Here is a 14717-nt window from a genome sequence, read left to right on the forward strand (position 1 = left end):
TTACAAATTATAGCATGGTCCCTATTTGATCGACAGTTCGAGTACTGTCTTCCTTATATGCTGCTTTGCACTAATGCGCGAAATGCCTCTTCAAAGGCCCGGTCCGCATCGCGCGTCCGTTTTTTCGGTCCTTTTGTCCGTCCACCCGCTCGTCGGATTTGTTGTCCGACATGGCGTGTATGAAGCAATAGATCGATATTCTCGTTCGTAAACTGACGACCATTTTGGTCCATCGCGAAGCCTCCTCGCGCTAAAACGAGTGCTGCTAAACCGTAGTCTTGGGTCACGACGAGATCGCCACGTTTCATCCGATTGACGATCGCGTAATCGACGGCATCTGGTCCTTGTCCGACCGTGATCGTCGTCGCCCCCTCCCGCATCATCTGGTGCGCTGTATCACAAACTAAAAAGACGTCACGTCCCTGTCGGTGTCGAACGACGAGATCGACAACGGGACATCCGTCTGCATCTACGAAAATAGACATCTGAATCCTCCCTTGTTGTTTCCACTATCAGTGTCACAAACCAAAAGATTTCTTGTCAAGTCGCGTTTCCCATTTGACCGTTTCTTCGTTCTTTCGGACAATGGAAAAGAGAGGATGTGTTGAAATGAACGCTGCGACGTTCCAATCTTTTTACCTGTTATTGAAAAAAACGAAACCCCCGGTCGGATTATTATCCGCTGCCGTTTCCGTCTCCGTCATCCAAGCGCTGGCAGCACTCGCCCTCCCTTGGTTCTTAAAGACGTTGATTGACGGTTTTACAGTCGATCGACTGACTCCGCAGCTGATCAGTTTGTTCGTGATCGTCTTCGTCGTCCAAGTCGTCGCGAACGCCTTGTCCATCTATTGGTTACAGATCGTTGGTCAACGGATCGTCGCCAATTTGCGGACGCTCTTATGGAAACACCTGTTGACCTTATCGATTCCGTTCTATGATGAGACGAAATCAGGTGAGCTCGTCTCTCGGCTCAATAGTGACGCTACGACACTCCAGCAATTGCTGTCGGAGCAACTCGTCCGCCTGCTGACATCACTCGTCTCGATCATCGGAGCGATCACGATCCTGTTCTTCCTCGACTGGCAAATGACACTCGTCATGGTCATCGCTGTACCCGTGACGCTACTAATCATCATCCCGCTCGTGCGGAAGTTGCATAAGATATCTCGTGAGACTCAGAAGGAACTCGCGGGATTATCCGGTTTTTTTGCCGAGATGCTCGGTGAAGTCCGACTCGTCAAATCGCAAGCGACTGAATCCTATGAGCTCGACCGTGGGAAAACTCGCATCGAGAATCTTTATGGCTATGGCGTCAAGGAAGGACGAATCCAAGCCCTTTTGTTGCCAATCTTTAACGTCACCTTGACGACGATGTTGATCTTGATCATCGGCTTTGGTGCCTACCGCGTCGCGACGAACCAGATCACAGCAGGTGAACTCGTCGCCTTCTCACTCTATTTGTTCCAAATCATGACGCCACTCGTGACGATGACTGAATTCATCACGAAGTTACAGAAGGCTCGCGGGGCGACAGAGCGAATCATCGAGCTTCTCGATGAGACACCGGAAGCACCTGGAGCGCTTGTTGCGCCGCGTCCGTTTACGGACGTCACGGTCGATCACCTATCATTCGGATACAATGAGACGCCCATCCTCCAGGATGTCAGCTTTACGTTACCACGCGGCAAGACGACAGCGATCGTCGGTCCGAGTGGATCCGGGAAGACGACATTATTCGCGATACTGGAGCGATTCTATCAACCGACGTCCGGGCAAATCCGACTCGGAGATCAATCCATCGCTGATTTAACGTTATCGTCTTGGCGCCAAGCGATTGGTTATGTTGCCCAAGACTCCCCTGTTTTATCGGGAACGATCCGTGACAATCTCGTTTACGGTCTTGCGGAAGACGTCAGTGAAGACAAAATCCGGGAGGCTGCACGGATGGCGAATGCCGATACGTTTATCGAACGATTCCCGGAAGGTTATGCGACTGAGATTGGAGAACGGGGTGTCAAACTGTCTGGTGGTCAACGCCAACGAATTGCGATTGCACGTGCACTCCTCCGTGATCCGGAAATTCTGTTGCTTGACGAAGCTACATCCAGTCTCGACTCCGAGTCGGAACGTGTCGTTCAAGAAGCACTCGAGCGATTAATGGTCGGACGGACAACGTTTGTCATCGCCCATCGTCTCGCGACGGTCCGTCATGCCGATCAAATCATCGTCCTTGAAGATGGTCGGATTTCCGGCATCGGGACACATGATCGTCTTGTCGTCGACAATCCATTGTATAATAAGCTCGTAACGCAACAATTCATCGGCACGGAACGTGCAAGGGGGAATCACGTATGAAGACAGTCGGTTTCATCGGATTAGGTGTCATGGGACAAGGCATGGTCCGCAATCTGCGCAAGGCAGGTTTTACAGTCAAAGGATACAATCGTACGAAAGAAAAAGGACTTGTCCTTGAAGCAGATGGTGTCGAGATCGTCGATACGATTCAAGACGTCGTCACGGATGTCGACGTCGTCATCTCGATCGTCGGTTATCCGCAAGACGTCGAGCAGATCTACTTCGAAGACGGAATCCTCGATCATGCGGCACCAGGAACGATTCTGATCGATATGACGACATCCAGTCCGGCTCTTGCAGAACGCATCGCGCAGGAAGCGGCAGCACGCGGTCTTCAGGCACTGGACGCACCTGTCACAGGTGGTGACCTCGGCGCGAAGAACGGAACACTCGCCATTCTCGTCGGTGGGGAAGAAGCGGCTTTCGCACAAGCGAAGCCCTTATTCGAAGCGATGGGAAAATCGATTTCACTCTTCGGTGGTCCTGGTAAAGGACAATCGGCGAAACTCGCGAACCAAATCGCGATTGCCGGCTCGATGATCGGAACAGCGGAGATGCTGTTGTTCGTCACGCGGTCCGGGATTGACCCGACGCAATTCATCGAGACGATCAAATCTGGTTCTGCCGGTAGCTGGAGTCTTGAGAACTTGATTCCGCGCGTCATCGCTGAAAACTACTCACCTGGTTTCTTCGTCAAACACTTCATCAAGGATATGCGCCTTGCCCTTGAGCGAGGAGCTGAGATGGGCATCGCGACACCTGGTCTCGCACTGACGAAGGATTTATATGAACAACTTGCTGAGCTGGGTCACGCCGATTCCGGTACACAAGCGCTTTATCTGTTGCTCGCCGAACGTTCACGCGCTTCGGTAGAATGAGCAAAAAGCCTGTACACTACGTCTACTGACGTAATGTACAGGCTTTTTTCGTTCATCCCTCGACGGATGATTGACGTGTTGGTTTCAAGCGTTCATAGAAGTGTGCCATCGTCGTATCGAAATATGGCGTCAAGAAGATGACACCCACAGTACTAAGTAGTGCGAGGATACCCCAGCCGATGAAACTCAAGTAAAGCATGATCAATTCACGCTTATGCCCTTTCATCATCCGACGGCTCTCGCCGAGTACTTGCCAAAACGACAATTCTGGTCGGTCGACCAAAATGTACGGGACGAGGCGATACGCTAGATAAAAGTACAATGCCGGTAAAATCAAAAATGATCCGACATACACCAATACCGTCACAATCGCGTAAGCGGCAATCGTTCGAAAAGCACGTCGAAACGAAGAAAACCCTTCGAATAACGTTCCGATACCGGCAGACTCCCCGCGTGTGAAGCGTAAGTAAGCAATCGTTCGTCCAACCGTCACCGGAGCAAGGACGATCGTTACGACCATGTTCAGTCCAATGAAACGGACCATGCTGTCGATGTCATCTTGGTCAAAGGACATCCGGCTTGCTGCAAGCGCAAAGATAAGGAAGTAGATGATCGAGATGCTTAGCCCGACCAGCCAACGTCCTTTTAGTGTACCAAGGGCGTCTTGTTTTAATTGTTTAGGGTTCATGTCGTACTCCTTCATTTCCACTATTTCCATCTTTGATTCTAGCGTAGTCCCGTTGAAAAACCTAGTTATCCCGCTCTGCTTTTCAAACGCGTCACGGAATCGTCGAAAATCCGTCACGAACACATACAAAAAAATCCATTTCTCTCATCTCATAAGATTTGAAAAATGGATTCGTGCGGTATAGGATTAGCGCAGAAGTCGCGTCAATGCCTCAACACGTTCTTTTTGAATGATACCGTCTTGTAAGACAGCGGAACCCACATGTAGTTCCGATGCCTTCGTCGCCTCAATAAGTGCTTCCGCATTCTCAAGAGTAATCCCGGAACCTGGTAAGATAATCAAGTCCGGATGGTCCTCGATCAAGCGAGCGATTGTCTCTTTTCCTTCTAACGCCGTCGCTTGACCACCCGACGTCAAGATCCGGTCGACTTCTGGAAAATCAGCGAGCACTTCTGCCGCTTCGAAAATATCACGACTACTGTCGATTGCTCGGTGGAACGTCAATGACAGTTCCCCTTTATGTTTGATGATTCGACCAAGGAATCCTTCGTCGACACGACCGTCTGCGGTCAATGAGCCGACGACGATCCCGGCAGCACCGAGTTCTCGGATCAAGTCGATATCCGTGATGATCGTTTCTTCGTCTGATTTCGAATAGACGAACGACTTACTATGTGGTCGAACGAGGACGTGAACTGGAATCTCGACCGTCGAGACGACTTGACGAATCAGTCCATAGCTCGGCGTCAACCCACCCTCGGATAATGCGGAAACGAGCTCGATCCGGTCCGCTCCGGCTTGTTCTGCTGCGACCGCTTCTTCTACGGTCGATGCGATGATTTCTAACATGATACATCCCTCCCGCATCAGTGTATCATGAGACGACCATCCAGTTCACGCGTTCGTTGAACAGTTTCATCTCCCACGATGGTGGATAGGAGGCTGGACTGAGGACGATCTTCGCACGTCGGAACTCTGCCACCTTATATTTACGATTGCCCTGGAATTCATCATTCGCCAAAAAGGCATAAACGTCTTTCGTACAACTGATGACGGCTTTTTGAATCAGCGAGGATTCAATATCATCGCTGACGAAGCCACGCTCGATTTCGGCACCGTCAAACGATAGAAAACAGGCATCAAAAGCGTAGGCATCGAGCGCCTGCAAGACTTCGACTCCGACCGTCTGCCCATAGGCATCGACCGTCCCACCAAGTAACCGAATTTCACCTTTGAACGGTCCCGTCTTGCGGCACTGCTCCAAGTGACTAGCGACCACTAGTGAGTTCGTGACGATCGTCGCGTTCCCCGTTAAATACGGCAACAGATGCTCGACCGGCTCGCCTCGACCAAGAAAGATACAGGAATAATCGCTGAGCCATCCTTTCGCATAACGCGCTAAACGGCGAGACAACTGATCCGTCCGACGCGAGATCGGTGTTTCTCGTTTTCCTCCTTGATAGATGGCACCGCCATAGACGCGCTTCAACTGCCGTTCCCGTTCGAGCTCCTCTAAGTAGCGTCGTACCGTTTCTCCTGAGACATCGAGACGTTCGATCAAATCCTTCGTCATGACTTTCCCTTCCTCTTCCAGCCATTCCATGATGCGTGATTTCCGCTCTTCTCCTAACAACGACACGTGCGCTTCCCCCTTCACAGACAAGTTCTAGTTCTAGTGTATCGAACATCTGTAAAGGTCTTGTAAATCCGATGTAAATAAACGTGTAGTTCCTATGAAATGTCGTTGAATTCGTCCGTTATCCGACTTTTTCCACAAACAAAAGACGCATCCGCATCTCAATGAACGAAATGTAGATGCGTCTTAATGACTCATTCAGACGGTTTCTTTGCAAAGAGTGGAATCTTAGACTCTGTACCTTGGCGAATCCGTTGGATGTTCTCGCGGTGCTTGAAGATGACGAACAAGGCAAGAACCGTAAAGAACGTCGGAACGATCCAGTCGTTCGTCAAGACACCAATCGTGATGGAAACAACGATTCCGACACTTGCTGCCACGATTGAACTGAGCGACACCATCCGGCTCAGACGAAGTGTCGTCAAAAAGGAAACGAGCAGGAAGATGAACAGAACAGGGCTCGTCACGAGCAACATCCCTCCGGACGTCGCAACTGCCTTTCCGCCTTTGAACTTCGCGAAGATCGGATAGATGTGACCGATGACAGCTGCTAGTCCAGCAAACAACGGATGTATATCTGCTCCCATCAAGATTGGAACGAGACTTGCGACGGCTCCTTTTCCGAAATCACCGATCAATACGATGATTCCCGCCTTTTTTCCCAAGACACGGAACGTATTCGTCGTTCCGAGATTCCCGCTACCGTGTTGGCGAATATCCATCCCATGTCCCCACTTCCCGACAAGAAGTGCGAACGGTATCGAACCAAGCAGATAGCCAAGAACTAAAATCCCTATGATTTCAATCATAGTTAACCTCCAACCTCTTAGTGACCGACTTTCATATATTCCTCAAGAGTCTGTCCGTTATTTTTAATTTGTGTCGCGGCATCGACACCGACATAACGAATGTGCCATGGCTCATACGTATAGCCTGTCCGTGATTGGAAGCCACGATCGTAGCGCACGATGAAACCATATTTCGCTGCGTTATTCGCGATCCATTTTCCTTCTTTCGTATCACCAAGGGCAGCTGTCAATCCGTTACCAACGCTTGGTGCCGAAATATCGAAAGTGAGACCCGTCTGGTGCTCACTATGACCAGGACGTGCTGAATATTGATCAGCAGCCGCCTTGCCATCACGTGCGACATAATTATTATACAATACTTTTTGACGTTCGCCTGAACGGAATCCACTGACAGCGTTCAATGTCACGCCTTCTTTTTTAGCAGCGGCAAACATCTTCTCCATCTGTTTCGCAGCTGGCGCCCGCATGTAGCTTTGCTCAAGTACACCTGAGTATGAGAAGCTGACGTTTGGTACGACAAGATCTGATGGTTTGTAGTCGATTGGCAAGCTGTATTTTTTATTAACGACGACAAGATTACCAAGTGATAGATCCGCTTTGGCTTCTGCTGATTTATCGACGTCCGGTGTCTCATCTTCTGGTTTCGACGGTTTTTCTTGTTCTGGATCCTGAGATGAACTGTCCGGTTGATCCGTCGATTCGTCTTTTTTGTCCTCCGTCTTGTTCTCTGATGCTGGTGTATCATCTTTTTGTTCTTCTTCTTTTTTCGTCTCATCCGAAGATTCTTGATCTTCTTGCGTTGCCGCATCAGACGAATTGTCTTCTTGTTTTGCATCTTCTGACGTATCGTCTTTTGCTGTTTCGTCTGCTTTGTTTGTTTCTTCTTTATTCGTGTCTTTTGCTGTGTCTTCTTTTTTCGTTTCGTCTTTTGATTGTTTTGTCTCATCTGATTTCTGTTCCGTTTTCGTTGTATCATCCGCTTGTTGATCCCCAGGATTACATCCTGCAAGGAGAAGCGCTAACGTACTGACGGTTACGATTTTTTTCATGAGTAAGACCCCTCTTCTTTTTATGCTTCTCTATGTTACCGCTAATCGTTCCATCCGTCGAGTCTACTTCCGACAGATAGAGTAAGTCCCTACCTTACTTCAGCTTCTTTATTTTCGCAAATGATCCTGACTTTGTCATCAGTCGTTAGTACCAAGTTCTAAATTTTACTGTTCAGACTGAAAAAGCTGAAAAAAGAAAAAAGCAGAACCGATTCAAAAATCGATTCCGCTTTTGATGCATCTCTTCACGCTTACGTTAAGAGTGCTGCGTCCGTCTCACTCATCTTCTCATAAATTTCGTGCCAGTTCGGGAACACCTTCGGCAAGCGAATCGGTCGGAAGTTTTCCTTCTTGACGACGACGTGTGTCGTTTTCGCAGATACCGCAAGTTTCCCGTCCGGATGTTTGACTGTATAGCCATAAATCGTCCGTAGTCCATCGTAATGATCAATCCAAACCGTGACGACCGCTGTATCACCGTACGTCAACGAGCGTTTGTAATCGAGATTGACATTCGTGACCGGGGAGACATAACCCGCATCTTCCATCTCCTTGTAATCAAGACCCAAGGACTGGATTAATTCTGTCCGTGCGAGTTCCAAATAGACGAGATAGTTCGAATGATAGACGATGCCCATCATGTCCGTCTCGGCGTACCGGACAGGTATTTCAATCGTGTGCATGTAGCTTCCCCCTTAAAAATCCTCTTTTTCAAGATAGGACCATTCTGAACCGGACAAGCTAACTTTGTCAATTAATCGCATCGACTGCTTCGCGATCGCCTGTTCGACGATCGTGATCGCCGCCCGTGCGTTTCCGTTCGGAACGACATCAATCTTCTCGGTAAGCGTCAACCGTGCGTCCTCCGTCAGCTCGTATCCGAACCGTGCTGCGTATCCTTCAATGATTTGAATCAACTCGTCTGGCGAATAATTCGGGAAGTGGAACGATCGCTTAAAGCGTGATTTCAGTCCTGGGTTACTCGCAAGCAAAGCGTTCATCTGTTGCTCGTAACCCGCAAGGACGACGACGAGATTGTCTTGATGTTTCGTCATCTCATCCACGAGCGTATCAATCGCTTCCTTCCCGAAGTCGTTCGCTCCACCGTTTAACGCATACGCTTCATCAATGAATAAGACACCACCCAGCGCGTCGCGAATTGCGTCGCGCGTCTTTTGCGCTGTTTGTCCGACGTAACCGGAGACGAGATCCGCCCGGCTGACGACTTTCAGATGTCCGCGTTTCAAATAACCGCATTGTCGTAACACATCAGCATAAAGCTGCGCGACAGTCGTCTTTCCGGTCCCGCTATTGCCGCTAAAGACCGCATGCAATTCGACCGGTAAGACTTTATAACCAGCTTCCCGGCGACGTTTTTGCATTGACAACAGAGCTTCAATCTGTTTGAGTTCATCTTTAAGATTAGACAATCCGACGAGCGAAGCGATCCGCTCCTCAACGGTTGCGTCCAGTTCTTGCACCATCTCGAAGTCTTCTTGTTCGAGTAAGGCAAAGTCTTCGTGACTGGCACTCTCTCCAAGGCTTGATCCCTTCTTGAAGATCGCATCAAGCACGATATTACGGACGGCGCGTCCATTTCCGAAACTGGCGTCAACTCGTTCTCGCTCAAGCCGTCCGAGCAACGCCCGCTCTGCTTGTTCCGTCAAGACGTAATCGTTCGCGGTCGCGATCGAACGTCCGATGGCGAGCAGCTCCTGATCCGTATAGTCAGCGAGTAGATAATGATTTGATTCCGGGAAACGACTCCGGAGTCCAGGATTCGCCTTCAGGAAATCACGCATCTCTTCTGGGTATCCAGCAAGCACGACCGCAAATCGCCCTGCATATTCCCCACTCGTCATCGCTGCGACGAGCGTATCAATCGCGGCCTGACCATAATCGTTCCCACTTTGTCCGGCTCGTTTTAAGGCATAGGCTTCATCGATGAAGAGCACCCCTCCGACGGCTTCACGGACTTTACTCATGACCTGTTCTTCCGTCTGACCGACGAACGCACCAACAAGCGATGAACGATCCGTCTCGACGACTTCCGGTCGTTCGAGTAATCCGAGCTCGTGATAGATTTTTGCCATCAAACGGGCAAGGGTCGTCTTCCCGGTTCCGGGGTTTCCCATGAAAATCATGTGTAGCGATGGTTGATCGCTCGAACGGTAGCCATCTTCCGATCGTTTTTGTTGATACTTCAAGAAGCGATACATATGATGGACCCGTTGTTTGATGTCTTCGAGACCAATCATCGCGTCGAGTTCTTCGAGTGCTGAGCGTTCGACTTGTTTGCTTTCGACGGGGAGCAAAGCGACGGCACGTTTGAGATCCTGGATTGTCGTCGCTTTCAGTTCCGTCATCTCGCGAAACGCTTCTCGGGAATAGAAACGCTCTTGCAAGCTGTCGACGAATGTCTGCGCTGTCTGTTCAAGCGTGGCACTCGAACGCAGTAATGCCGTTCCAGCTTCGAACAGTTCCGTCCAACGACCAGCATCCAACCGACGCAGTCGTTCCGTCAGTTCGACGATTTGTTCCGTCTCCTCGACGATTTGGCTTGCTTGGAGAATCAGTTCTTTCGTCGCTGATCGTTTGGCGTTCGCATTGTCCGTCTCGCGAATCGTCGGAAACGTATGCGCAACAAGGCGCTGATACGTACTTTGTAATTGTTGTTCCGTCAACAACTGCTCAAGACGAGCTGGCAAACGACCATGCTGACGGATTTCTTGCATCCAACTCTCAGCTAAGGCATCCAGTCGTCCCGTCATGATATAGCGATGTTCGACGAGTAACGCCAAGATGCGGACGAGTGCTTCCGTCTCTCCAAGCAACCGGCTACTTTGAGCATACCGTAAGGCGAGCACCTCCTCGACCTTCGCGCCCTCTTCCCACGCTTTGATTTGATTGAACATCTCCTCTTTCGAGAATGCTTCCATGTTGAACCTCCTGCGTCTCGAAAAAACCGACTTTGTCCGCTACCGTTTCGTAGCGTCATCGCCGGTCGTTTCTTGTTTATTTTGCTTTTAACCAATCCGGATCGAACGTATCGATCGTTTCAAAACTCTTCATCTTGACAGAGTAGAACAGTTTACCGTTATTACGTGACTCCGCACCGAGTACTTTCGAACGGTCGGAAGCGACATAATACGTTGCTTGTTCTTGGTTGTTTTCTTTATCGAAGATTGATGGGTATTGTTTGATCCAGTCTTCTGGTACCGTGCTTGATGGTTCTTTTTTCACATACACGTCTGCTGCCATTCCAGCGATGTCCGCTTCTCCCTCGACTTGTCCGAAGTCACCTTTGTTGATGAAGGCGAGGATCTGTTCGTTGAAGCCACGTGAGAGGAATGGGCGCGGCGCACTGACACTTTTGCCGGCTTTCGTCTCATTGACTAACTTCCCTGTCGCATCATACTCACGGAACATCGTCCCGTTCCAGATCGCAAGCGATCCTTTTGACGGACCGTCTACGACTTCTGTCCGGAAATGACCTTTGTCATTAAAGACGACTTCATACGTGCGTGATTCAAGTTCATCTTTTTTCGACGCGAGCTTCTTCTCAACATATTGGATGCGTGTCATCGTATAAAACGGTTTGACCGTCGCGGCTTTTTCATCGCTTGCGGTCTGCGTCTTGTTCAAGAGATAAAAATTGTAGGCAAGGAGGATCGCCATTGCCACGATTGCTACTGCAATCCACGTGCTCGTTCGTTTCGTCATGCCATGTACACCTTCCTAGCTCAAGTCTCTATTCCTTATCATCGTATCGGTTTTATAAGGAGAATACAAAGGGTTTGTCCGAGATTTCACGATTTCTGACTAAATTCGTCAGACTTTTGAACAAATCAGAAAATGGTCAGGACGACAAAAAAAGGCGAACCGAATGAATTCGGTCCACCCTTGATTACGTTTATGCTTCTTTCGGCGTCAGCGAGACGATCATCGACTCATCGACCAAGTAATAGCTATGATGCGGCATTTCACGCAAATAGCCATCTTGAAACAACATCGCGCAGTCGACTTGGAACGTTTTGCTATACGGTTTCAACGGGAGTTTCTTCACCCGGTCAAAATAGCGATCGACGGCAACCTGGACATGATCCATCTCATAGACAAGTTCTCGGTCTTTTGCCTCCATGATGGTGAATGTCTCACGCGACATGTAAAACACTTGTGTCGAACGTGCTTTCAAATACGGCTCCAACTGTTTTAAGTCGATGCGTTGTTCGTTGTCTAAAAGCACTGTCCGATTCGTCCCTTTCGGTAGTTCGGATTCAAAAGCATGCGTCGCTTGTTTGACTTCATCAAGCGTCACGTCACGCATCGGCAACGGCTGGTCTTCCTTCGGTTGAAACCACTTCTTGAATCGGTTCACCTTTTTCCTCCTCTCGTCAAAAAAAGGTGGGGTTTCCCCCACCTTTGATTAGACAACTTATGCTTGTTGGAGACGCTCACGAAGGACCATTGGAAGGATCCCGCCGTGACGGTAGTAATCGATGTCGACTTCTGAGTCGAAACGAGCGATCGCTTCGAATTCAGTGACTTTTCCGTCTGCCGCTGTCGCTGTGACTTTAACGATGTCACGTGGACGAACAGACTCATCGATTGCGATGCTGATCGCTTCTTCACCTGTTAAACCAAGTGTTTCAGCTGTCGTGCCTGCCACGTATTGCAGTGGAAGAACACCCATCATGACGAGGTTTGAACGGTGAATCCGCTCGAAGCTTTCCGCGATGACGGCTTTGACGCCGAGCAAGTTCGTTCCTTTTGCTGCCCAGTCACGTGAAGAACCCATACCGTAATCTTTACCAGCGAGGATGACGAGACCTGTGCCATCTTCTTTATACTTCATCGCAGCATCGTACATCGCCATCGTTTCGCCTGTTGGCCAGTACGTCGTGAAGCCACCTTCTGTACCTGGTGCGACTTGGTTACGGATCCGGATGTTCGCGAACGTTCCGCGCATCATGATTTCGTGGTTACCACGACGTGAACCGTATGAGTTGAAGTCTTTTGGTGCAACCCCTTTGTTGACGAGGTATTGACCGGCTGGTGTCGTTTTCGAGAATGAACCCGCTGGTGAGATGTGGTCCGTCGTGACTGAATCAGCGAACTTACCGAAGACACGGAGCCCGTTGAGTGCTTCGACTTGACCCGCTTCCTTCGCCAAGTTCTCGAAGAATGGTGGGTTTTGGATGTACGTCGACTCACCGTCGAAGTCGTACTGATCCCCTGTTGGCACATCAAGGTTGTTCCAACGTTCGTTTCCTGTGAAGACTGAATCGTATTCTGCACGGAAGCTTTCTGGTGTGACGACCGTGTTGATGATCGTTTGGATCTCATCACGTGACGGCCAGATGTCAGCGAAGAAGACTTCTTGTCCGTCTTTGCCTGTTCCGAGTGACGCGTTCATGATATCGACGTCGACTGTTCCTGCAAGTGCATACGCGACGACGAGTGGCGGTGAAGCCAAGTAGTTCGCTTTGACGAGCGGGTGGACACGACCTTCGAAGTTACGGTTACCGGAGAGGACAGACGAAACGAGTAAGTCTGAACCGAGGATCGCGTCTTCGACAGCGCGGTCGAGTGGACCGGAGTTACCGATACATGTCGTACAGCCGTAACCGACCGTGTTGAAGCCGAGTTCGTCAAGGTACGTTTGGAGTCCTGATTTCTCGAGGTAATCCGTAACGACCTTCGATCCTGGCGCAAGTGATGTCTTGACGTATTTCGGAACCGAAAGACCGAGTTCGATTGCTTTTTTCGCGACGAGTCCCGCACCGATCATGACGTATGGGTTTGATGTGTTCGTACAGCTCGTGATCGCAGCGATTGCCACGTCACCAGTACGCATTTCAACTGCTTCGTCTTCGAACTGAACGACAGCGACTTTGTTCGCTTCTTCTTCCGCTAAGCCGAATCCAGCGTTTCCTTGTGGAGCCGTCAACGCTTTTTTGAATGATGTATGAACATCCGTCAAATCGATCCGGTCTTGTGGACGTTTTGGTCCAGCAAGGGCAGGAACGATCGTCGAAAGATCGAGTTCGACTGTTTTCGTGAATGTTGGATCTTCGTTTTGTGGCGTGTAGAACAAACCGTTTGCTTTCGAGTAGTTCTCGACTTTTTCGATCAATTCTTCATCGCGACCTGTCAGACGAAGGTACGTCAATGTTTCTGTGTCGACTGGGAAGAATCCACATGTTGCACCATATTCTGGCGCCATGTTCGCGATTGTTGCCCGGTCAGAAAGTGACATCAAGTGGAGTGATGGACCGAAGAACTCGACGAATTTACCAACGACGTTCTCTTGACGGAGCATTTCCGTTACACGAAGGGCAACGTCTGTTGCTGTCGTTCCTGGGTGCATCTCACCTGTAATGCGTACACCGATGACTTCTGGTACTGGGAAGAACGATGGCTGTCCGAGCATGCCCGCTTCCGCTTCGATCCCACCGACTCCCCAACCGAGGACGCCAAGACCGTTGATCATCGTCGTGTGTGAGTCCGTTCCAACGAGTGTATCCGGGTACACATCAACTGTACCGTCTGCTGTTTCCTTTTCAAGGACGACAGATGCCAAGTACTCGAGGTTAACTTGGTGGACGATCCCTGTTGCTGGTGGTACGGCACGGTAGTTATCGAATGCCGATGTCGCCCAGCGAAGTAATTTGTAACGCTCTTCGTTACGTTCGAATTCGAGATCCATGTTTTCTGCAAGTGCTCCAGCAAAACCGTAAGCATCGACTTGAACCGAGTGGTCAACGACGAGGTCGACTGGTACTTCTGGGTTGATGACCGATGGGTCTCCACCGAGATCTTGCATGGCTTTACGAAGTGACGCGAGGTCAACGACTGTTGGAACACCTGTGAAATCCTGAAGGATGACGCGTGACGGTTTGAACGGAACATCGACATCGTTCGAAACTTGAGCTGTTCCCCATTTCGCCAAGTTCTCGACGTGTTCACGTGTGATCGAACGACCATCTTGTTGACGAAGTACTGACTCGAGCAGGACACGAATCGAGTATGGAAGGCGTTTGACTTCCGTCAATCCGAGTTCTTCCAATTTTTCAAGACTATAGTACTGATAATTCTTACCGTTTGCTTCAAACGAACGGCGTGCGCCAAAGACATCTTGCGACACATCTGTTTGCTTCATGGTGATTCCCCCTTTAAGTGTTCACGACATCAAGCCCCTGATACCGCTTACTTGTACAGTTCTATCATAGTATAATATGGATTCCGTTACAATTTGAAAGAACAAAAGACTTTCGATAAGTTTTACTTATTGCCGATATT

At 49.7% G+C, this 14717-nt stretch carries 13 protein-coding genes; 2 read left to right on the forward strand and 11 right to left on the reverse strand.

What is annotated here, in order from left to right:
• Window positions 1-53: 53 nt before the first annotated feature.
• Window positions 54-485 (reverse strand): YaiI/YqxD family protein, encoded by a 432-nt coding sequence (locus KNQ14_RS08770; protein ID WP_055967203.1) that lies wholly within the window; start codon window positions 483-485, stop codon window positions 54-56.
• A 124-nt stretch (window positions 486-609) separates the two neighbouring features.
• Here KNQ14_RS08770 and KNQ14_RS08775 point away from each other — a divergent pair, with 124 nt between their 5' ends.
• Both KNQ14_RS08775 and KNQ14_RS08780 read left to right on the forward strand, forming a co-directional pair.
• Entirely contained in the window at window positions 610-2355 is a 1746-nt protein-coding gene (locus KNQ14_RS08775; RefSeq protein WP_214860728.1) for an ABC transporter ATP-binding protein, read from the forward strand.
• Window positions 2352-3233 carry an NAD(P)-dependent oxidoreductase gene (locus KNQ14_RS08780; RefSeq protein ID WP_195865401.1) on the forward strand — a complete coding sequence of 294 codons (882 nt, stop codon included), beginning with the start codon at window positions 2352-2354 and terminating at the stop codon, window positions 3231-3233. The genes KNQ14_RS08775 and KNQ14_RS08780 overlap by 4 nt, the downstream gene beginning before the upstream one ends.
• Before the next feature lie 52 nt (window positions 3234-3285).
• Here the strand turns inward: KNQ14_RS08780 and KNQ14_RS08785 are convergent, their stop codons facing one another.
• The 10 genes from KNQ14_RS08785 to acnA all read right to left on the reverse strand — a co-directional run bounded on the left by KNQ14_RS08785 (window position 3286) and on the right by acnA (window position 14577).
• The gene (locus tag KNQ14_RS08785) at window positions 3286-3921 is read right to left on the reverse strand and encodes a DUF975 family protein (RefSeq protein ID WP_050678317.1); all 636 of its coding nucleotides are present in this window, start codon (window positions 3919-3921) and stop codon (window positions 3286-3288) included.
• A 186-nt stretch (window positions 3922-4107) separates the two neighbouring features.
• Window positions 4108-4770 (reverse strand): copper homeostasis protein CutC, encoded by a 663-nt coding sequence (locus tag KNQ14_RS08790; protein ID WP_214860729.1) that lies wholly within the window; start codon window positions 4768-4770, stop codon window positions 4108-4110.
• A 25-nt stretch (window positions 4771-4795) separates the two neighbouring features.
• Window positions 4796-5560: a DeoR/GlpR family DNA-binding transcription regulator gene (locus KNQ14_RS08795; RefSeq protein ID WP_047391234.1), complete on the reverse strand. Its 765-nt coding sequence runs from the start codon at window positions 5558-5560 to the stop codon at window positions 4796-4798.
• Between the two features lie 191 nt (window positions 5561-5751).
• Window positions 5752-6366 carry a glycerol-3-phosphate 1-O-acyltransferase PlsY gene (gene plsY, locus KNQ14_RS08800; RefSeq protein WP_029341281.1) on the reverse strand — a complete coding sequence of 205 codons (615 nt, stop codon included), beginning with the start codon at window positions 6364-6366 and terminating at the stop codon, window positions 5752-5754.
• 17 nt (window positions 6367-6383) lie between these two features.
• Complete coding sequence (locus tag KNQ14_RS08805; protein ID WP_214860730.1) at window positions 6384-7415, reverse strand: M15 family metallopeptidase; 1032 nt, start codon at window positions 7413-7415, stop codon at window positions 6384-6386.
• Window positions 7416-7666: 251 nt separating this feature from the next.
• Entirely contained in the window at window positions 7667-8098 is a 432-nt protein-coding gene (locus tag KNQ14_RS08810) for an acyl-CoA thioesterase (protein ID WP_214860731.1), read from the reverse strand.
• Window positions 8099-8110: 12 nt separating this feature from the next.
• Window positions 8111-10354 (reverse strand): AAA family ATPase, encoded by a 2244-nt coding sequence (locus KNQ14_RS08815; protein ID WP_214860732.1) that lies wholly within the window; start codon window positions 10352-10354, stop codon window positions 8111-8113.
• 76 nt (window positions 10355-10430) lie between these two features.
• The gene (locus tag KNQ14_RS08820) at window positions 10431-11138 is read right to left on the reverse strand and encodes a hypothetical protein (protein ID WP_214860734.1); all 708 of its coding nucleotides are present in this window, start codon (window positions 11136-11138) and stop codon (window positions 10431-10433) included.
• Between the two features lie 190 nt (window positions 11139-11328).
• Window positions 11329-11793, reverse strand: a complete 465-nt coding sequence (locus tag KNQ14_RS08825; RefSeq protein WP_023467798.1) for a DUF3939 domain-containing protein — start codon at window positions 11791-11793, stop codon at window positions 11329-11331.
• Between the two features lie 57 nt (window positions 11794-11850).
• Window positions 11851-14577: an aconitate hydratase AcnA gene (gene acnA / locus KNQ14_RS08830; RefSeq protein ID WP_023467797.1), complete on the reverse strand. Its 2727-nt coding sequence runs from the start codon at window positions 14575-14577 to the stop codon at window positions 11851-11853.
• Between the last annotated feature and the right edge of the window lie 140 nt (window positions 14578-14717).

The organism is Exiguobacterium sp. s161, assembly GCF_018619045.1.
GTDB lineage: Bacteria > Bacillota > Bacilli > Exiguobacteriales > Exiguobacteriaceae > Exiguobacterium_A > Exiguobacterium_A indicum.

Excerpts from the sequence above, each read along its gene's own strand:
- KNQ14_RS08770 (WP_055967203.1), bottom strand. The coding sequence starts at position 485 with ATGTCTATTTTCGTAGATGCAGACGGATGTCCCGTTGTCGATCTCGTC.
- KNQ14_RS08775 (WP_214860728.1), top strand. The coding sequence starts at position 610 with ATGAACGCTGCGACGTTCCAATCTTTTTACCTGTTATTGAAAAAAACG.
- KNQ14_RS08780 (WP_195865401.1), top strand. The coding sequence starts at position 2,352 with ATGAAGACAGTCGGTTTCATCGGATTAGGTGTCATGGGACAAGGCATG.
- KNQ14_RS08785 (WP_050678317.1), bottom strand. The coding sequence starts at position 3,921 with ATGAACCCTAAACAATTAAAACAAGACGCCCTTGGTACACTAAAAGGA.
- KNQ14_RS08790 (WP_214860729.1), bottom strand. The coding sequence starts at position 4,770 with ATGTTAGAAATCATCGCATCGACCGTAGAAGAAGCGGTCGCAGCAGAA.
- plsY (WP_029341281.1), bottom strand. The coding sequence starts at position 6,366 with ATGATTGAAATCATAGGGATTTTAGTTCTTGGCTATCTGCTTGGTTCG.
- KNQ14_RS08805 (WP_214860730.1), bottom strand. The coding sequence starts at position 7,415 with ATGAAAAAAATCGTAACCGTCAGTACGTTAGCGCTTCTCCTTGCAGGA.
- KNQ14_RS08810 (WP_214860731.1), bottom strand. The coding sequence starts at position 8,098 with ATGCACACGATTGAAATACCTGTCCGGTACGCCGAGACGGACATGATG.
- KNQ14_RS08815 (WP_214860732.1), bottom strand. The coding sequence starts at position 10,354 with ATGGAAGCATTCTCGAAAGAGGAGATGTTCAATCAAATCAAAGCGTGG.
- KNQ14_RS08820 (WP_214860734.1), bottom strand. The coding sequence starts at position 11,138 with ATGACGAAACGAACGAGCACGTGGATTGCAGTAGCAATCGTGGCAATG.
- acnA (WP_023467797.1), bottom strand. The coding sequence starts at position 14,577 with ATGAAGCAAACAGATGTGTCGCAAGATGTCTTTGGCGCACGCCGTTCG.